This is a genomic window from uncultured Collinsella sp. (genome assembly GCF_959026545.1).
Classification (GTDB): Bacteria; Actinomycetota; Coriobacteriia; order Coriobacteriales; family Coriobacteriaceae; genus Collinsella.
This window is the reverse complement of the sequence record NZ_CAUFLV010000002.1, coordinates 134525-152721: the sequence shown is the minus strand read 5'-3', so window position 1 is coordinate 152721 and position 18197 is coordinate 134525. Positions and strand designations below refer to the sequence as shown.

Here is an 18197-nt window from a genome sequence, read left to right as displayed (position 1 = left end):
CAACGACAGAAGCCATGCAGCCAGATTTCCGCAATCTCGATCTCGGTCGCGAAACGAGCGAACCGAGGGGCAAAGCGGAACGTCGCGCAGAGCGCCTGGAGGCACGGGGCGCCGCGCACGAGCCGCGGGACGCGCCATCCCAGCAGACGCGTTAGATGGGGAGCCCCTCGCCACCGAGGTGCGAGGCGGGGTCGGCAGCCTCGAGCAAGGTGAAGCGGCCATGGTCGTATCGATACACGAGCACGCAACAGTTGGGGAAGGGGTCGGGGAGTTCGTCCTGGGCGAACTCGCTCCAGGCTCGTGCAAACGTCTTGCACGCGGCCCCGTGGCTCACGACGAGGACGTTTCCCGTGCGCGGAGCACCCGTCGGAAGGGGCTCGATCGCGCACGCCTCGATGGGAGCGTCGCTGCGGCCCGGAATGGGTAGCGCTGCGGACGCGGAAGTGTGCTCGGTAGCCGCGTCCCGCTCCAGGTCCCCACATGCGATCGCGCGCATGGCCCTGTTCAGGCGCTCGGTCAGCTCCTGTTCGGATTCTCCCCCGAACGCCACCGGATAATCGCCCATCGGCTTGGGCAGCGCAAGCACGTCGGTCCCCTCGAGCGCACCGAAAGAGCGCTCGCTCAGGCCCATGAGGCGCGCATACGGCCCACCCCACAGTATCTCCGCCGTCGAGCAGGCGCGCTCGGCGGGCGAGGAGAACGCCGCATCGAATTGGACGCCGCGCCCGTGCAGCCAGGCGGCCGCGGCGCGGGCCTGCTCGCGGCCGAGGTCGGTAAGCGGCGAGTCGCAGCGGCCTTGGATCAGCAGGCGTGTGTTGAATACCGTCTGACCATGGCGGACGAGGTAGATCATGCGGGACACGAGCCAGACCTTTCACTCGCGGAGCGGGCATCGTTACGGTACGGCATTATACGGCCCCTTCCCCATCGCTACGCCCTCACATCATGCGACATCCTCATCGAGCTTCACCGAGAACTTCGCCCTTTCCGTTGCGGCGCGGACGCGTTAGAGTAATCCTCAATCTCATTTGCCCTCCACCCCGCAAGGACCCGTGATGGCCGCTCAATTCCCACACTCCGAGGATGCCGATCCCGCTTGCGGGTTCACCATCGGCCTCGCACTGCTCGACGCGGGCACAGGGAAGCTCGGAGCCGCATTGCTCCACCTTGCGGACGACCTCGAGGAGGCCCTCGGCGTCTACGAGCGCACGTTCGCCTCCCAACAGCTAGACGGCATCGCCCAAACGCGGGATATCCGCGTCCAACGCATCGTGCCGCCCATCCCAAGCGCGGCCGAATCGGCAGGTCCAGAAGAGGCTGCGCGCATCGCCGGGGCGCTTCCCGGCCACGTGCGCCCCCTATACGCGCTCGCCGCAACCGACGCCTATGCCTGCACTCCCGCCGAACACGCGCTCATGCGCCTCGCGGCGTCTTGTCGCGAGGCCGGCGTCCCCTGGGGCGGCGGACTTGCGTGCGGCGGCGGCTCCCTCATCGAGCCGTGTGCACGCAGCCCTCGTATGGGCCGTATGCGCCGCGCACGCTCCGAGCGCATCGACCAGCTAATCGCCGCCATCCGCTCACGCCGTGCCGTGAACGACATGATCGATGGACCCGCCTCGGGCATCCTGCTCGCCCCATGCCCCCTTCCCGCACCCCTCTACCCCTTAGCGACCAACTTCTACGAAAGGCATTGCCCATGATGTGGCTCGGCGTCGACGGAGGCGGAACTAAAACCGCCTTCTCCCTGTATGACGATGACATCACCTTCGTCGATCGGCTGGTGCTGGGCACCTGCCATTACGCGCAAGTGGGCTTCGATGGCATGGAGCGCGTCCTTTCCGAAGGCGTCTGCTGGGGACTCGATCGAGCCGCCCACACGTGCATCGAGCCCGGTGCTCCCAGCATGGGCATCGGCTTCGCCCTCTGCGGCTACGGCGAGGGCGCCGATGTATCGCGACGCATGGACGAGGTGGTGGAACGCATCGCCGGCGCACGGCCCCATCTGTTAGTCAACGACGTCGAGGCCGCCTGGGCCGCAGGACTGGACTGTGCGGACGGCATCGCCATCATCTCCGGCACCGGGTCCATCGCGCTGGGCGTCTGTCGAGGCGAGAGCATGCGCTGCGGCGGATGGGACTACGAGCTCGGTGACGAGGGGTCCGGCGGTTGGCTGGGCAAGGAGGCCCTGCGAGCGTTCACCCGTCAAGCCGATGGGCGCGACGCGCGCGGTGCCCTGTACACACTCGTGCGCGAAAGACTCGGTATCGACGATGACTTCGACGTAATCGGGTGGGCTCAGCGTCATTACGCCGAGCGCTCATCGGTTTCCGCGCTCGCGCCGATCGTCACGGATGCCGCCCGTGCCGGCGACATCTCCGCTCTCGCCATCCTCGAACGCGCCGCTCAAGAAGAGGCCGACATGGTCGACGCGATCGTCCGGGGGCTATTCCATCGCAGCGGGCCACAGAGCGCGTCCATCCCCGTCACGTATGTGGGCGGGACCTTCGCCGCGGGCGACCTTCTGCTCGAACCGCTTGCCCGCGCGCTCGGTCCCGGTTGCCGCCTCGTTGCACCGGCACACGAACCCGACCTCGGCCCCGTCCTCCTCCTCAAAAACAAAACCCGCGGCATCTGATCCCAACGGAGCGCGGAAGCACCGATGCGCGCCATGCTGCGCATCGGCACGGGCTGGCGCAGGCCCAGGCGGCGTTTTGCCACGATAGTGACCATCATCCGCCTCACCCCAAAGAATGCACTTGACATTATTTAGATAGATATCTAATCTTCTAATATCAACCAAGTGAAAGGCCGTCCACCTAACGGGTGGATCGACCCCAAGACCCCAAGGATTGGAGGATCGATGGGAGGAGAGGCGTTCAAGGCGCTTGCCGACCCCACACGTAGGCGCATCCTCGAGTTGCTGCGCGGCGGAAAACTAACTGCGGGCGAGATCGCCACCCATTTCGACATGACGAAACCGTCCCTCAGCCACCACCTGAACTCACTCAAGGCAGCAGGCCTGGTCGAGGCACGCAGAGATGGCCAGAACATCATCTACAGCCTCGACACGACGGTATTGCAGGATCTGATGAGTTGGTTCTACACGTTCACCGATAGGAGAGATTCCAATGAGCACCATGTCGAACGATAAAAGGGCGACCAAGCCCGGACACTCCACAAGCCCCCTGAGCCGCCGCACCCTCATTGCCTTGACGGCACTGTGCATCGTGAGCCTGCTGGGACATATCGCCCTGCTCCCCCACATGCCCGAGATGATTCCCACACACTGGGACGCAGCCGGAACCGTCGACGGATGGACGGGGCGCACCGCGATTGTGGCCCTCGATGCGCTGCCCCTGCTATTCCTCTTCATGTTCCACATCATCCCGCGCATAGATCCGCGCGGCCAGGCGTACGAGCGCATGGGGTTGTTCTACACCGGGTTCGTCATCCTGTTCACGATCTTCATCGTCGCCATGACGTGGAGCTCCGAACTCACCGTCTTCGGCATCTTGCCCGAATCGGGCAGCCCCATCGGGGCAGCGACGAGCATCGCGGTGGGAGTGGGCCTCATGCTACTCGGCAATTACATGCCCAAGATCAAGAGCAACTACACCTTTGGCGTAAGGACCCCATGGGCGCTGAATGACGATGACAACTGGCGCCTCACGCACCGCTTCTGCGGCATCGCGTGCGTATTGGCCGGAATTGCGGTCGTCGGCGCGGGCGCACTCTCGCTCCAGCACGGAGAGATCGCGTTCTGGGTTTTGATGGCCGCGGTCCTGGGTGCAAGCATCGTGACGTACCTCTACAGCTTCCTCGTGTATCGCAACGGGAACAGGCCGCTTCGCACACGCTAAGGCACCCCTTGCACTTTGCGCCCTCCACCCCTTTGCGCCCCAACTGATATAAACAAGGCGGCGGTCCCGACAAACATCGGGGCCGCCGCCTCTTTCATCAGCTCATGTTTGCGCGTAGGCAGTGCCTATGCGTTTGACGCGAGCAGCTCGAGCGCCGCGTCGACGATTGCCGCGACATCGGCACGCGCGTACACATCTGGGTCGATGCTCGCCAACGGAACGTCGGAAGCCTCGCGAATGCCGCTCTGGGCGAATGCGACCTGGGGGCTCAGCAGAATCGCGTCGGCCTCCGACAACCGCTCGACCAACACGTTAATTGGAAGGGCCTCCACCTCGAGCGGAAGCTCGCGCTTCGAGACCTCGAGTTCGATCTTCTGAACGAGCAGACCGGTAGTGACACCAGACGTGCAGCAAATGAATACCTTCTTCATGACATTCTCCATAGGCTCATGAAGCGCCGATACTCCGAGGGGCGATGGGAATCGCATCGATGGGGCACCGGCCCCGTAGTCGGTCAACTACTTCTTGCGAACGTACTTCAGGCAGTCGAGCGTGACGGCGATAAGGATGATGACGCCGGAGAACACGAACTGCAGGTTGGTGTCGATACCGAGAATCGTGAGCGCATAGGTGAGTGCGGTGAAGATCAGGACACCCACGGTGACGCCGGAGATCTTACCGATACCACCGGTGAAGGAGATGCCGCCGACGACGCACGCGGCGATCGCGTCCATCTCCCAGCCCTGGCCATACGCAGCGGAGCCGGAGCCGACCATGCGGATGCACTCCAGCCAGGAGCCGAAGCCGTACAGCACGCCGGCAAGCAGGAAGGCACCGATGGAGACCGCGAAGACGTTGATGCCAGAGACGGCAGCGGCCTCGGGGTTACCACCGACGGCGAACATGTTCTTACCGAAGGTGGTCTTGTTCCAGATGAACCAGACGATGGCAATGGCGGCAATAGCCCACAGGATGATCGTGGGGAAGCCGTTGATCTTAGGCGTCACCATGCTGGGAATCGTAGGATCGATCGCGCCGAACGAAACACCCTTGGTAGCGTAGGTTACCAAGCCGAAGATGACCAGCATGTTGGCCATGGTGGACACGAACCAGTGCATCTTGAACCGCGCGGTGAAGAAGCCGGCGATCGCCGAGAAGAACGTGCACAGCGCCACGCAGACGACGAGTGCCATGACGATGCGGCCCACCACCGGGATGCCGGAGAAGTCATATGCCACGCCGAAGATGGTACCGGTGTTGGGGCCCTGGTGCATGATGACCGTCGAGGCGACCATGCTCATACCCACCATACGACCGATGGACAGGTCGGTACCGGTCTGCAGGATGAGCCCCGCAACGCCGAGAGCCAAGAACATACGGGGCGATGCCTGCTGCAGAATGTTGAGCAGGTTCTGCGGCGTGAGTAGGTTAGTGCCCTTCACGATGGGCGCCGCCACGCACAGGCCCGCGAACACCAGCAGAATGGCGATGTAGAGGCCGTTGTTCAGCAGGAAGTCGTGCGCGTTGAACGTGTAGCGATAGGCTTCCCAACGCTGGTCGAGCTTCTCGGCGAGCGTGAAGTGGCTCATACGGAGCAGGTCGATGAGGTGATAGCGATAGGCCGCGGCGTCGTGCTGGCGATCCTTGATGCGCTGCAGCTCAAGCTGGTAGGTCACCTTGGCATCGAACTGCTTGTTCTTGTAGACGTACTTCTCCTCCTTGGCCTCCTTGGCGTCGGAGGTTTTGGCCATCAGCTGCTTGTGCTCGGCCTCGAGCTCTGCTAGGCGCTTCTGGTACTTCTCCTTCGCCACGACGCGCTCGGCCGCGCAGCTCTCTTTGACCGGCGTGAGGTATTCCTTGTCGTAGTGGGCCTTGAGGTATGCCTCGCCGTCGGCGATCAGCGTTGCCACCTGCTGCTTGTGGGAGCTCTCGACCTGCTTGGCCGCGTCCATCTCCTTCTGCAGCGCGGCGATCTGCTGCTCGCGCTCCTGCTTGGTGAGCAGGCGGTCGCTCTTGATCGCGTCGATGCTCGACTGCAGCGACAGCACCTTGGTGGTGCCGCTCGAGCGAAGCTCATCGATCTTGCTCTGGATACCGCTCATGTAGGTATCGATTGGTTGCAGGAGGGCTGTCTCCCCCTCAACCGTCAGGATCTTAGGTGTAGTTGCCATAGCTCCCCCTCGCTAGAGATACTTAGCACTCAGACGCAGGAGCTCTTCCTGGTCCGTGCTCTTGGTGTCAACGATGCCGGACAGACGGCCGTTGGACATAACGCCGATACGGTTGGTGATGCCCAGGATCTCGGGCATCTCGGAGGAGACGACGATGACCGTCGTGCCCTTCTTCGCCATGTCGATGATCAACTCGTAGATCTCGTACTTGGCGCCGACGTCGATGCCGCGCGTGGGCTCGTCCATAAGGAAAACCTGCGGATAGCGCTCGAGCCACTTGCCGAAGATGACCTTTTGCTGGTTGCCACCGGACAGGCTGGAAATGAGATCATCGGGCCCCATGCACTTCGTGTTCATGGTCTTGATCTCGCGGTTGGTGGCGCGCACCATCTTGTCGTTCGACAGGGCGGGGCCGTTCTTGTACTGCTCGAGGTTCGCGATCGTGGTGTTGAACGTGAGGTCGCCCTTGAGGAAGAGGCCGTTGGCCTTGCGCTCCTCGGTGATGAGGGCGAAGCCGTGATCCATGGCATCGCGGGCGTTGCTGAAGTTCATGAGGTGGTCACGGAAATACACACGGCCGGCAGCGCGGGTGCGAATGCCGAAGATGGTCTCAAGCAACTCGGTGCGGCCGGCGCCCACCAGGCCGTACAGACCGAAGATCTCGCCGCGGCGCACGTCGAAGGTGATGTCCTGCAGGTGCGGGTCGAACTTCGTGGACAGGTTCTGAATCTTCAGAATGGGCTCGCCCGGCACGTTGTCCACCGGCGGGAAGCGGTTATCGAGCGAACGGCCGACCATGGCCGAGATGAGCTCGTTCATGTTCGTCTCGCTGGTGGATTTCGTCATCACGAGGTTGCCGTCGCGCAGCACCGAGACCTCATCGCAGATCTCGAAGATCTCATCCATCTTGTGCGAGATGTAGATGAGGGAGATGCCCTGCTCGCGAAGCTTGCGCATCATCTGGAAGAGCTTCTCCACCTCCTGCGCCATAAGCGACGAAGTGGGCTCATCAAGAACGATGACCTTGGCGTTGTACGAGATAGCTTTGGCGATCTCGACCATCTGGCGCTGGGACACCGACATGGTGCGCATGGGCTGGGTGAGGTTAACGGTCATGCCCAGGCGGCGGAACAGGTCGTTGGCCTCCTTGCGCATACGCGCCTCGTCGACGACGCCCATCTTGTTGACGGGATAACGACCGAGGAACAAGTTGTCCACGACGTTGCGCTCCAGGCACTGGTTGAGCTCCTGGTGCACCATCGCGATACCGTTTTCCAGCGCGTCCTTAGGTCCGGAGAAGCTGATCTCGCGACCGTCGAGCGTGATGGTGCCCTCGTCTTTTTGATAGGTGCCGAACAGGCACTTCATCATGGTCGACTTGCCGGCGCCGTTCTCGCCCATCAAGCCCATGATGCTACCGCGGCGCAGATCGAGGTTGATGTGATCCAAAACGCGGTTGCGCCCGAACGTCTTGCTCATCCCCTTGATGGAGAGGACGATATCTTGCTGTGATTCTGTCATGTAATCCCTCCCGGTATCTCTCGAAAGCCCGCCTCTCCAAAGACGGGATGTGCCGAAGGAAAGAGGAAGGGCGCCGCCGTGAAAAGTAGCCACATGCACCGGCGCCCTCATAAATCAGGGGGAAGAAGCGCCGCCTCTTCCCCCATGAGTCGCTACGAAACCGTGTTTGCAGCGCGGGCCAACCGATTAGCCAAGCAAGGATGTGTACGAAGCGCCATTGTCGGTCTTGACCATGTTGATGGCGAAGCCGTCGAAGGAGCTGGGATCGGCGAGCTTGTTGGTGATGGAGGACTCGGACTGGCCGTCGCCGCCAACGATCTCGAGGTCGAGGTTGAGGATGTCCTTGTACTTCTCGAGCAGGGGCTGATAGGTGGAGGACAGGAAATTGTCGGCGGAGTTGTAGATGGACAGCCAGATCTTCTTGGACGGGCTATCATCCTCGCTGAGCTGCTCCTGCGCGGTCTCGTACAGAGCGGTGGCGTCGACGAACTTGTCGGCGTTGTCGGCCGTTACGGCAAGGTTCATGGCGTAGTAGGAGCGCTCGTCCGCGCTGTACTTGAAGTCGTCGGCGGCGATCACGTTGCCAGCCTCGTCCTCCGTGCCAATGCCGGTGTCGATGTCGACGCCGTCGAGCACGTTGCGGATCAGGCGAAGGGTGAGGTAGGCCTGGACGGCAGGGTTCTGGGAAATCGTGCCGGCATAGCCCTCGGCGATTGCGGCGACGGCGTCGGAGTTGGCGTCATAACCGAAGGTGGGAACCTTGTTCTCCTTGGACCAGGCGTTGAACATGGCCATGCCCATGCCGTCGTTGTTGGAGACGACGACGTCGATCTGATCGCCGAAGGAAGAAGCCCAAGTGGAGATCGCGTTACCGGCGGTGGGGGCGTCCCACGTGGCGCCGGCGGTGGTCTTCATCTCCTGCGAGGCGAGCTCGCGGACGGTGTAGGTCTTACCGTCGACCTCGAGGGTGCCGTCCTTGACCACGGTAGCAGAGCCATCGGTGTTGGTGCCGGCGGCGTCGGACACGATGGCGCCGTCCTTCTCGACCGCGGTGCCCAGGGCCTTACGGCAACCACGGGTACGAGCGATGGAGTCGTTGTGACCCACGTCGCCGATGGCGAGGACGTAACCGATGATACCGTCGCCGTTGCGATCGATCTCGTCGATGTGGGCCTTGATGTAGTCGACGATCATGGTGCCCTCGAGCTCGCCACCCTGGTTGGCGTCGAAGCCGACGTAGTAGGTGTTCTTGTTGTAGTTGAGCGCGGTCATGTCCAGCTCACCGGTGGAGCTGTTGGAAGGCTGGCGGTTGTAGAAGATGACCGGCTTGTCGGTGCCGGAGGCAGCGGGCTCGCTACCAGCGGGGGCCTCGGAGCCGCCACCGCAGCCAACGAGGGCACCGGCGCCCATGGCGCCCATGAGGCCCAGACCGCCGACCTGCAGGAACTGACGACGTGAAACTTGCATTGAAACGCTCCTTTCATGCGATGGGATATCGCATTGAACCACGCCATGCGCTGGTTGCGCATGGCGACCCGGCGCCCCCTTCTCTTGGACACGCCGTGTCTCGTGCTTGTGGTAACGTTAACACCGCAAGGGCATACGCACCTCCCTTGCCCGTCTTATATCGCCAGAAGGTCTGTTTTTCTACGTGGACGGTTTTTGGATACCGGAGGCGGAACCGTCGGCGCGCCTAGGGGCGAGGCGCCACTGTCGAACGACGCACCAGCTCACCGGGTATGCGCACCGCCTCTATGGGCGCATCGACCGAACCCATGGCATGTTCGAACACCAATCGGCCGCGTTCCCTCAAATCAAAGCGAACTGTCGTCAACTCCACATGGGGGATCATGCTCCTAAGCGAATCGTCGATGCCCACCACGCTCACATCCTCCGGGACGCGGCGCCCCGCCTCGCGCAGGGCCGCGATGACGCCAACCGCCATCTGGTCGTTCGCAACGTACACGGCGGTCATGGTGCGATCGGCAGCAAGGGCGCGCCCGACTTCGTAGCCGCTGTCGGCCGTCCAGTCACCGCGCAGGGGCGCCACGGGCTCGATCCTGCGAGACGCGAGCGCATCACGCCATCCCGCCTCGCGAAATATGCTGTCGATGGAAAAGGCAGGGCCACCCACGAAGCGAATCTGCTCGTGACCGTACTCGAATAGATGGTCCATCACGAGCTTGGAGCAACCGTAATGGTCGGAATCGACCGTCGTCACGCGCGGGTGCGCGCACATGGTCACGATGACGGTGTTCATACCCGGCTGAGGATCGAACGTCTCGAAATCGGGCGCCATGCGGCTCATGCCGATGATCATCGCGTCGACGGGCAGGGCGGCCATGCGACGCGAGGCGTCCTCCAGCGAGAAGGCAGACTCCTCATCCATCTCCACCATCGTCACCGCGCATCCCTGGGCGCATGCCGCCGCCAGGATGCCGTCAAGCATGGTGAGGTTGCCCACCTGCGTGACATCGTATGCGCACAGGCCCACCGCGCGATAGCACCCCCCTCGCAGCGACCTGCCCGCGTAGTTGGGCCTGAACCCCAGCTCTCGCATCGCCTCAAGAACCATCGCCCGAGTCTTCTTGCTCACGTTCGGTGCCCCATTCACCACGCGGGATACGGTCTGCTGGGAGACCCCGGCGGCGGCGGCGACATCGGACATGGAGACGTTGCGCCCCGCGCGCTGCGTGGCGCCAAGGGCCACTTCCCGATCGACCATCAAATATCCTCCCATCAACGTGCACCCCCGTTCTCGGTGGAGTCGTTCGACCGTTCACGCCGCGAAATCGACCAAATGGGGTATGTCGCGTGTTTTTTTATTTATGAGTACGTTAACATTGTTTTCGGCGCACTCATGCGTCTTTTTCGCGCTCACCCGCCGAAAACAGCGTCTTTCGTCTTGCAAGGAGGTCGGCATGATCGAAGCCGAACCGTTCGGCACCCTACCCACCGGGGAGGACGTGCACGTCTACACGCTACGAGTGGAGGAAGCCTCCGTATCGATCATGGATTTCGGAGCGACCATCTTGTCCGTCCGTGTTCCCGATGCCTCGGGATCCATCGCGGACATTGTCCTCGGATTTGGCTCCATAGACGGCTATCTCGACAATCCCGCCTGTTATGGGGCGACCATCGGGCCCATCGCGAACCGCACCGACCGTGCCGAGGTCCCTTTGGGTGAAGCCCTGTATCACCTGCCCGCCAACGATGGCCCGGAACACGCCAACAACTTGCACTCCGACCTCGACACCGGCCTGCACAAGCGCCTTTGGGAGGCGCGCGCGCTCGATGCCGACAACGCCCTGGTACTCACCTGCCACCTCGCCGACGGCGAGATCGGACTACCGGGTAATCGCACCTTCACCGTGACCTACCGGCTCTCTCTCGAAGACGACGGGTCCATCGCCCTCGAGGTATCGCATCAATGCGACACCGATGCCGAGACGGTCGTCAACATGACGAACCACAGCTACTTCAACCTGGCCGGGCACGACAGCGGGCAGGTCGACGACCAGCTCATCCGCATCGACGCCAACTCGTACCTGCCCGTGCGCGAAGACAGCGTGTCTACCGGCGAGGTGCTCGACGTCACCGGAACTCCCTTCGATTTCCGCAAGATGCACCAGTTGGGCGAGCTTATAACCCAAGTCGACGAACAGCTCCGCCGCGCGCGCGGATACGATCACTGCCTCTGCATCGACGGATTCGAACGCGGCGCGGCACCGCGACACGCGCTTCACGCCGAGGACCCGACGAGTGGACGGACGCTCGACGTCGCCATAACCGCTCCAGGTGCCCATCTCTACACCGGCAACTGGCTCGACGATGCGCAGGCGAAGGACGGCGCGTCGTACACGCCGCGCTGCGGCTTCGCCTTCGAGCCCGAGTATTATCCCGACGCGGTGCATCATCCCGCATGGGACCAGCCCGTCTGCACGCCAAACGCACCCTATCGGGAGCGCATCGTCTACCGCTTCTCGACCACCCGCTAATCACCGCAACACGCCACGATACGCGCGGCGAACGGATAGGAGGATCAAACCATGACAACCATCACCCGCACTCAGGCGCTCGACAAAGCTCGCGAGCTGTACGAGGCAGAGTTCGGCCCCATCCCTGCCGACGCCCACGTGCTCGCCATCCACGCACCCGGACGCTCGGAGATCTCGGGCAATCACACCGACCACGAGGGCGGGCATGTGATCGCCGGTGCACTCGACGTCTCGGTGGACGGCATCGCCGTGGCAAACGGCACCAACACGGTCCGCATCGCAGACGAGGGGTATCCCACGTTCAGCATCGAGCTCGACGACCTTGACGTGCGCGAAGACGAGGTCGGCACCTCCGCCAGCCTCGTGCGTGGCATGGCTCATGAGATCGCCGCGCACGGTGGCACCCCGGCGGGCTTCGACTTCGCCTTCGTATGCACCGTTCCCTCCGGCGGCGGCCTGTCCAGCTCCGCGGCGGTCGAGGCGGCATACGGACGGGCCATGGAGGCTCTCTGGGAAGCGCCCGCAGTCGATCCCGTCACGCTGGCGCAAATGAGCCAGCGCACCGAGAACAACTACTACGGCAAGCCGTGTGGCCTCATGGACCAGGCCGCCGTGTGCCTGGGCGGGCTCTCATTCATGGACTTCGAGAACGCCCGACCCGCCACCGAAAAACTCGCTCTCGCCTTCGAGGACTACGGCTACTCCCTCGTTTTGGTGAAAGTCGGAGCAGACCACACCGACCTCACCCATGAGTACGCCGCCACCCCCGCCGAGATGCAGGCGGTCGCCGCAGAGCTCGGCCATACGCGCCTGTGCGAGGTTGACCCCGCCGATTTCGATGCCGCCGTGCCGGCACTCCGCGAGAAGCTCGGGGATCGCGCCGTGCTGCGCGCCATTCACTACTGGTACGAGAACGACCTCGTTGACAAACGCTGGGCAGCCCTGAAGGACGGGGACATCGACGCCTTCCTCGCCTACACGCGCCAGTCGGGCGCAAGCTCTGCCATGTACCTGCAAAACGTCTCCCCCTCCGGCGTTGACGTGCGCGAGCAGCACGCCATGCTCGCCCTGGGCCTGGCAGAGCACATCCTGAACGGACGCGGCGCAGTGCGTATTCACGGCGGCGGGTTCGGCGGCTCCATCCAGTGCTTCGTCCCTGTCGAGCTGGCCGCCGAGTTCTGCCAGCGGATGGATGCATGGCTGGGAGAGGGCTCCTGCCGCACCTACGCCATCACCGAGGACGGTGCTTCCGCAACATGGCTGTAACCGACACCCCCACATGCGACGAGCACGAGCAGGTGAGGTGTGCGCTCGAGCAGATGACTCTATATGCGATCGACTGCGGCATCATCGATGCGCAAGATCGCCGCTGGGCATACAACGAGCTCCTCGATGCCATGGGAGCCGAAGGACCTGCGCCGAGCACGGCCTGGGAAACGGGAACCGAAACGTTCGATGAGGACTCGTTCGACTTGGATGACGCGCTCGCCGTGCTATCCGAGGTCGCCGTGGCCAACGGAAGGTTCGAGGACAGTGCGGGCGGGCGAGACCGCGCTTCGATGGCAATCATGGGGCGGCTCACTCCGCGTCCCTCCGACATCGCCCGCTCATTCGAAGACCTTCGCCGGGAAAAGGGAGCGTTGGACGCCACCAATTGGTTCTACCGTCTGTGCTGCGACGTCGGATACGTGCGCCGCTCGGCGATCGCCCGCAATATCGAGTGGACCTCTCCGACACGGTGGGGTGAACTCGAGATCACCATCAACCTTTCCAAGCCCGAGAAGGACCCGCGCGACATCGCTGCCGCCCTCACGCGCGCTGACGACGCCGAGCCCTATCCCGCCTGCCAGCTGTGCATGTCCAACGAGGGATACGCAGGACGGGCGGCGGCAAGCCCACAGGGCGCACATCCGGCGCGCCAAAATCTCCGTATCGTCCCCATCGAGCTCGGAAATGAAACGTGGGGGCTCCAATACAGCCCCTACGCGTATTTCACTGAGCACTGCATCGCGATGAGCCAAGAGCACCGTCCCATGCACGTGGACCGTGAGAACATCGCACGCTTGCTGGACTTCGTCGATACGCTGCCCCACTACTTCGTGGGATCCAACGCCGATCTTCCCATCGTGGGCGGATCGATCCTCACGCACGATCACTTCCAAGGCGGGCGCCACGTGTTCCCAATGATGCGGGCGCAGGTCGAACGCACATTCACCATGCCGGGATTCAACGATGTCCGCGGCGAGGTGCTCCAGTGGCCCATGAGCGTCTTGCGGCTCTCATGCGAATCGCGCGACCGCGTGCTCGATGCCGCCGCCCACGTCTTGGAGGTATGGCGCGGTCACGCGGATGCGTCATGCGGTATCGCGCCACGCGATCCAGATGGGACGCCTCACAACACGGTAACGCCGGTTGCCACGAGGGAAAACGGGAACTACACGCTCTACCTCGCGCTGCGTTGCAACATCGCCACCGACGAGCATCCCCTTGGCGTGTTCCATCCCCATGCGGACAAACATCACATCAAGAAGGAGAACATCGGCCTCATCGAGGTCATGGGCTTGGCGATTCTGCCTCCGCGCTTGGTTGACGAGCTCGCATGCGTTGAGGACACGTTGTTGGCGGCGCGGGCAACTAACGAGGATGAAGCGACGCTCCTCATGCACCTTGAGGCCAACGATCGCACCGCCCCGCATGCCGAATGGGCGACCGAGGTGGCGCGACGTCATCCGGACCTCACGCGCGAGAACGCTCAGCGCGTCCTGCGCGACGAGGTCGCCGCAGTGTTTGCGGGCGTACTTGAAGACGCCGGTGTATTCAAGTGGAACGACACGGGCCGCGCCGGATTGCAGCGCTTCATCAGCGCGCTCTAGGAAATAGCGGACATCGCATCGTCTTTACATGCATTGAGCGGGCACGTCTTGAACGTGTCCGCTCATTTGTTCTAGCCTCACTCGGTCACTACGCGACGTTCGCCCGGTTCACACACGCCCGTACAAGAACCAGTTACATGGCGTTCGCCGGTGCATCCGCCGCCATGATGCTGCGCGCGACGATGCACATGACCATCAGTTCATCCATGTGCTCTGAGATCTTCACGTTCAGCTCGTATGTGTCATTTCGCTCCATGGGGACTTGCCTCGCCTCCACGTAGGCCCTGCCGTCCGCGTCACGCACCTCGAAGCGGTTCGTCCAACCGCGCGTCATCACGACCTGCCAATCCGCGCCCTCGACGGTGAGATAGCTCTCGACCGTACTGGCAGGCGTGCGGAACTTGCGCTTGATATCGAACGTGTGCCCATCAGCCATGACGATGTGATGCGCGCGGTCCTTGGCGTCAAGGCGTGCGGTCGTGATAGTGGCAAGCTCGCGGCACTCGGCGTCTTTGAGGCGCGTGAGGCGCGGCGAGGAGAGCGGGTCGGTGTCCGCACAATAGACGACCTCCTTATCTGTCGTGCTCACCTCCACCTCGCTGTGAACGCTCAAGAGCTTCGCCTTAATCCGCAGCTTCATGGTGTACCCCTTCCATACCAGCGCATTGGAATTGTGCTTTCTCAGCCTTGTACCCACAATCCCCGCTTAAGAAAAATGCCTATGGCTTCCTTCCTATTCAACCCGGTCAAACGGAAGGAAGCCATAGGCAATGTGCGTGTGGACATAGGCGATGTCGGCGCGGGCTACGGCGCCGCACCGGATGCCAGGACGCCAGGACGTTCCTAGCTCAGCAGCATGCGGTCGTTGGCGAGCTCGCCGCCGCTGACCTCCTCAAACTTCTGCAGCAGGTCGGGCACGGTCAGGGCGCGCTTCTCATCGCCGGCGACATCGTAGATCACGCGGCCCTCATGCATCATGATGAGGCGGTTTCCCAGACGGATGGCGTCGTTCATGTTGTGCGTCACCATAAGGGTGGTGAGCTTGCGCTCGCCGACGATCTGTTCGGTGAGCTCGAGCACCTTAGCAGCCGTCTTGGGGTCGAGCGCCGCGGTGTGCTCGTCGAGCAGCAGCACGCGCGGGTTGGTGAGCGTGGCCATGAGCAGCGTGAGTGCCTGTCGCTGGCCACCGGACAACAGGCCCACCTTGGCCTGCATGCGAGTCTCGAGGCCCAGATCGAGCTTTTTGAGCAGCTCGGCGTACTCCTCACGCTCGGCGCGGGTGATACCCCAGCGAAGCGTGCGGCGCTGGCCGCGGCGCTTGGCGAGGGCGAGGTTCTCCTCGATCTGCATGTCGGCGGCGGTGCCGCGCATGGGATCCTGGAACACACGGCCCAAGTACTTGGCGCGCTTGGGCTCAGAGAGGCGGGAGATGTCCTCGCCGTCGAGCTCAACCGTACCGGAATCCAGCGGGTAGACGCCCGCGATCATGTTGAGCAGGGTGGACTTGCCCGCACCGTTACCGCCGATGACGGTGACGAAATCGCCGTCGGCAAGCGTGAGGTCGACGCCCGTGAGGGCGCGCTTCTCGGTAACGGTTCCGCGGTTGAAGGTCTTCTTGACGTGGGACAGCTTAAGCATCTGCCTCACCACCCTTCGAGTAGCTCGCGCGCAGCTTGAACCTCTCCCATACCACGGGCACGCACAGGGCGAGCGCGACGATGATGGCGGAGAGCAGCTTCATGTCATTGGCGTCCATGCCCATCTGGAGAACGATGGCGCGGATGAGGAAGTAGACCACGGATCCCGCCACGGCGGAGACCAGACGGCTCTTGAAGCCGGTGAGCTTGCCGGGAGTGAGGCGGCCGAGCACCTCGCCGATGACGATGGCGGCGAGGCCGATGACGATGGCGCCCGTGCCCATGCCGATGTCGGCGTACTTCTGGCTCTGGCAGATGAGGCCTCCAGAGAGGCCCACCAGCGCGTTGGAGAGCATGAGGGCGATCATCTTGGTCTTGGCGGTGGACACGCCGAGCGCGCGGATCATGTCCTCGTTGTTGCCGGTGGCGCGCAGGGCGCTGCCGATCTCGGTGCCGAAGAACCAGTACAGCAGGGCGATGATGAGGACCGCCACAATAAGGCCCACGATGATGGAGCCGGCGTTGATGGAGAGGCCCGTCGCCTCCGTCATGCGGGAGAAGATCGTGTCATGCTGCAGCAGGGGCGTGTTGGACTTGCCCATAATACGCAGGTTGACCGACCACAGGGCGATCTGCGTGAGGATACCGGCGAGGATGGCGGGAATCTCGAACACGGTGTGCAAAAAGCCCGTGACCGCACCGGCGAGCATACCGGCGAGCATCGCGGCGACAATCGCGATGAGGGGGTCGACACCGGCGACTACAAGCACGGCGCAGACGCTTCCGCCGAGCGCGAAGCTGCCGTCAACCGTAAGGTCCGCGATATCGAGCAGCTTGTAGGTGATGAACACACCAAGGACCATGATGCCCCAGAGAATGCCCTGGGAGACGGCGCCGAGTAGAGCACCACTCATGTTGTCCCTCCTTCAAATCGAGCCAAATGAACCCCGACGGAGGTGTTCGCCGGGGTTCATCGCTTATGCGACAGATATAGATGCGCAGGTCAGTGTACCATGCGCACGCCCTATGCGCTCACGTCGGTACCGCCGGCGTCGGCGAGGGAGCTCACGTCGATGCCGAGCTGGTCGGCGGTCTTCTGGTTGTAGACCAGGTCGCACTCGTCGGCGGTCATGGTCTCAATGGGCATCTCGGCCGGGTTGGCGTCCTCGGTGAGAATGCGCACGGCCATCTCGCCCGCACGGCGGCCGAGCTCCTCGTAGTTGATCGACACGCTCGCCAAGCCACCCGCCTCGACATGGGCGACCTCACCGCACACCGTGGGAACCTTATTCTCATTGGCGATGGAGGCGATCACGGTCATGGCCGAGGCGATGGTGTTGTCCGTGGGCGTGTAAATCGCGTCGACCTTGCCCATCATGGACTCGACCACCTGCTGGACCTCGTTGGAGCTGGAGGCGGTGTACTCGACACCTTCCAGGCCGAGCTCATCGAGTTGTTCGGCGGCGAGGTCGATCTGGATCTTGGAATTTGACTCGGCAGTGCAGTAGAGCAGGCCGACCTTCTTGGCGTCGGGGACCAACTGGTGAAGCAGGTCGATTTGGTCGGCAACGGGATTCATATCGGAAGTACCGGTGACGTTGCCGCCCGGGGCGTCGTTGTCCTCGACCAGCCCAGAGGCGGCGAAGTCGGTGATGGCAGTGCAGACGATGGGAATGTCGGAGGTTGCACCCGCGACCGCCTGGGCGGCAGGCGTGGCGATAGCGAGGATCAGATCGCAATTCTCATTCACGAGCGTGCTCGCGATGGTCTGGCAAGCGGACTGGTCGTTCTGCGCATTCTGCTGGTTGATCTTGGCGTTGATGTCGGCAGCTTCGATCGCCTCGACAAAGCCCTTGTTAGCGGCATCGAGCGCCGGGTGCTCAGTGAGCTGCAGAACACCGATCTTGTACGAGGCCGCCTTGGCATCGGAAGATCCGGCCTCGCCGGCAGAATCGCCGCCGCAGCCGGAAAGGCCAAGGCCGCCCGCCACGGCACATGCGGAGGCGCAGGCAACGCCCTTCGCGAACGAACGGCGGGAACAGGTCATATCAGTCATGAGATTCTCCTAACGCGCCCGGAAGGAGGCGCGGCGTGGTTGAGGGAAACGACGAGGATCGAGGCGCGCACGGCGCCGTAT

At 63.0% G+C, this 18197-nt stretch carries 17 protein-coding genes; 7 read left to right on the top strand and 10 right to left on the bottom strand.

Annotation, left to right across the window (positions count from 1 at the left end):
- Positions 1–151: 151 nt before the first annotated feature.
- Positions 152–853 carry a histidine phosphatase family protein gene (locus tag Q5Q88_RS01870; RefSeq protein ID WP_118654137.1) on the bottom strand — a complete coding sequence of 234 codons (702 nt, stop codon included), beginning with the start codon at positions 851–853 and terminating at the stop codon, positions 152–154.
- A gap of 202 nt (positions 854–1055) precedes the next feature.
- Here Q5Q88_RS01870 and Q5Q88_RS01865 point away from each other — a divergent pair, with 202 nt between their 5' ends.
- From Q5Q88_RS01865 to Q5Q88_RS01850, 4 genes are all read left to right on the top strand, one after another.
- Positions 1056–1700: a hypothetical protein gene (locus tag Q5Q88_RS01865; protein ID WP_118654106.1), complete on the top strand. Its 645-nt coding sequence runs from the start codon at positions 1056–1058 to the stop codon at positions 1698–1700.
- Entirely contained in the window at positions 1697–2635 is a 939-nt protein-coding gene (locus tag Q5Q88_RS01860) for an N-acetylglucosamine kinase (RefSeq protein ID WP_302741475.1), read from the top strand. The genes Q5Q88_RS01865 and Q5Q88_RS01860 overlap by 4 nt, the downstream gene beginning before the upstream one ends.
- A 225-nt stretch (positions 2636–2860) precedes the next feature.
- Positions 2861–3151: an autorepressor SdpR family transcription factor gene (locus tag Q5Q88_RS01855; protein WP_006720969.1), complete on the top strand. Its 291-nt coding sequence runs from the start codon at positions 2861–2863 to the stop codon at positions 3149–3151.
- Entirely contained in the window at positions 3129–3860 is a 732-nt protein-coding gene (locus Q5Q88_RS01850) for an SdpI family protein (protein WP_276674453.1), read from the top strand. The genes Q5Q88_RS01855 and Q5Q88_RS01850 overlap by 23 nt, the downstream gene beginning before the upstream one ends.
- A gap of 125 nt (positions 3861–3985) precedes the next feature.
- Here Q5Q88_RS01850 and Q5Q88_RS01845 read toward each other — a convergent pair whose 3' ends face one another.
- The 5 genes from Q5Q88_RS01845 to Q5Q88_RS01825 all read right to left on the bottom strand — a co-directional run bounded on the left by Q5Q88_RS01845 (position 3986) and on the right by Q5Q88_RS01825 (position 10277).
- A complete protein-coding gene (locus Q5Q88_RS01845; RefSeq protein WP_050754969.1) occupies positions 3986–4291 on the bottom strand; it encodes a PTS sugar transporter subunit IIB in 306 nt (101 codons plus the stop codon).
- Between the two features lie 87 nt (positions 4292–4378).
- Positions 4379–6031: a galactoside ABC transporter permease gene (locus Q5Q88_RS01840; RefSeq protein ID WP_276674451.1), complete on the bottom strand. Its 1653-nt coding sequence runs from the start codon at positions 6029–6031 to the stop codon at positions 4379–4381.
- 12 nt (positions 6032–6043) lie between these two features.
- Positions 6044–7552, bottom strand: coding sequence for a sugar ABC transporter ATP-binding protein (locus tag Q5Q88_RS01835; RefSeq protein ID WP_276670628.1), 1509 nt, complete (start codon positions 7550–7552; stop codon positions 6044–6046).
- A 186-nt stretch (positions 7553–7738) separates the two neighbouring features.
- Entirely contained in the window at positions 7739–9019 is a 1281-nt protein-coding gene (locus tag Q5Q88_RS01830) for a substrate-binding domain-containing protein (RefSeq protein WP_006720964.1), read from the bottom strand.
- A gap of 226 nt (positions 9020–9245) precedes the next feature.
- Entirely contained in the window at positions 9246–10277 is a 1032-nt protein-coding gene (locus tag Q5Q88_RS01825) for a LacI family DNA-binding transcriptional regulator (RefSeq protein WP_294122345.1), read from the bottom strand.
- Positions 10278–10473: 196 nt separating this feature from the next.
- On the opposite strand from Q5Q88_RS01825, the gene Q5Q88_RS01820 reads away from it, so the two are divergent.
- From Q5Q88_RS01820 to Q5Q88_RS01810, 3 genes are read left to right on the top strand one after another with little or no spacing between them, the layout of a single operon-like run.
- A complete protein-coding gene (locus Q5Q88_RS01820; RefSeq protein ID WP_294158036.1) occupies positions 10474–11550 on the top strand; it encodes an aldose epimerase family protein in 1077 nt (358 codons plus the stop codon).
- A gap of 51 nt (positions 11551–11601) precedes the next feature.
- Positions 11602–12816 (top strand): galactokinase family protein, encoded by a 1215-nt coding sequence (locus Q5Q88_RS01815; RefSeq protein WP_302741460.1) that lies wholly within the window; start codon positions 11602–11604, stop codon positions 12814–12816.
- Positions 12807–14423: a UDP-glucose--hexose-1-phosphate uridylyltransferase gene (locus Q5Q88_RS01810; RefSeq protein ID WP_302741458.1), complete on the top strand. Its 1617-nt coding sequence runs from the start codon at positions 12807–12809 to the stop codon at positions 14421–14423. Before Q5Q88_RS01815 ends, Q5Q88_RS01810 begins: the two co-directional genes overlap by 10 nt.
- A 133-nt stretch (positions 14424–14556) precedes the next feature.
- Here Q5Q88_RS01810 and Q5Q88_RS01805 read toward each other — a convergent pair whose 3' ends face one another.
- The 4 genes from Q5Q88_RS01805 to Q5Q88_RS01790 form a co-directional block, all read right to left on the bottom strand.
- Positions 14557–15063, bottom strand: coding sequence for a hypothetical protein (locus tag Q5Q88_RS01805; RefSeq protein WP_118654097.1), 507 nt, complete (start codon positions 15061–15063; stop codon positions 14557–14559).
- A gap of 203 nt (positions 15064–15266) precedes the next feature.
- Positions 15267–16061: an ABC transporter ATP-binding protein gene (locus Q5Q88_RS01800; protein WP_118654096.1), complete on the bottom strand. Its 795-nt coding sequence runs from the start codon at positions 16059–16061 to the stop codon at positions 15267–15269.
- The gene (locus Q5Q88_RS01795) at positions 16054–16974 is read right to left on the bottom strand and encodes an ABC transporter permease (protein WP_118654095.1); all 921 of its coding nucleotides are present in this window, start codon (positions 16972–16974) and stop codon (positions 16054–16056) included. The genes Q5Q88_RS01800 and Q5Q88_RS01795 overlap by 8 nt, the downstream gene beginning before the upstream one ends.
- Before the next feature lie 110 nt (positions 16975–17084).
- Positions 17085–18116 carry an ABC transporter substrate-binding protein gene (locus Q5Q88_RS01790; protein ID WP_118654094.1) on the bottom strand — a complete coding sequence of 344 codons (1032 nt, stop codon included), beginning with the start codon at positions 18114–18116 and terminating at the stop codon, positions 17085–17087.
- Positions 18117–18197: the final 81 nt, after the last annotated feature.